The 1117-nt window shown below is 33.4% G+C and carries 1 protein-coding gene; it reads left to right on the forward strand.

Going from position 1 to position 1117, the window contains the following annotated elements; translation table 11 throughout:
• Positions 1 to 49: 49 nt before the first annotated feature.
• The coding region (locus AMDU4_RS10555) for a hypothetical protein (protein ID WP_290705064.1) at positions 50 to 1117 on the forward strand (1068 nt) is incomplete at its 3' end.

Here is a 1117-nt window from a genome sequence, read left to right on the forward strand (position 1 = left end):
TGCGGATTTCTGAACATACAGGATACTGGAAAATGAAAAAGCCCCTCTCATGGGAGTTATAAAGACAAATTACGGTTCAGTTAATTACTGTAAAAGAGGAAACGCTGATGAACTTATAATATCAGGGATACAAAACTATGATAATGATATTTACAGGCTTCTGGCATTTACTAATACAGTTAAATTAAAAAAATTAAGGGTATATTCCACTAAGAATTATTTTACAGCAACATGTAGGGAAAAAATTGATAGTGATTTTATATCAGACCTTCTGAGGGAAGAGAATATACCCTTTGAAACACAGGAAGGAAAAATAGTACTGGGAACCTCGGGAAATAAGATAACTGTATCCGTTTATAATGCTGTGCTGGATGTCTATGAAGATTTTGACCATAACATAGTCTTCATAATGCTGAAACATATGCTATTACCTGATATTCCATTTAAAATACAGTCAGACTTCATGGATTTTATACCCGATAATCCAGAGATCATAAATGAATTCATACAGAAGAGGATCAGTACGAAACAGTTAATGGCTCATTTAAGAAAGGACAAGATCAATTATGCCCTGAAAAACAATTATTACATTATAGATTACCAGAAATATGATATTGACCAGTTTCTGGACAAACTTGAATTTGATGATGAATTAAAACCATTCATCCGGGAAAAAATAGCCTCAAAGGGATTCGTGCTTGAATCACCAAGCCAACGTAAGGTACTTGAATATCTTTTCCCGAAATATAAAAACGAAATAGTAAAATTAATGTATGATCTTACAGACTCTGAAATTAAGTCCCTGAAGGGAAACCCAGTGGAGGTTATAGAAAATGCAAAGCTCTTGAAGAGCAAGAAATCCATGGAATCAAAAATTATGGATCCATGGTCAGAGAATTCAAAGTATTTAATAGATTTGATTACATATTATTTTAATTATGGAAAATCCGACTCAATAAAATTCGGCAGAAAAAACATGCATAATGATATTCAGAAATCCATATACTATGCCTTTTTGAAAGCCGTTGGGAATGAGGAGGAGTGGATGTTCAGTGAAAACCAGATTCTGCTTGGAAAGAGGATATATGAGTATGTTGACGATATGGTGAATAACCAG

The sequence above is a fragment of the Ferroplasma sp. Type II genome (genome assembly GCF_000496155.1).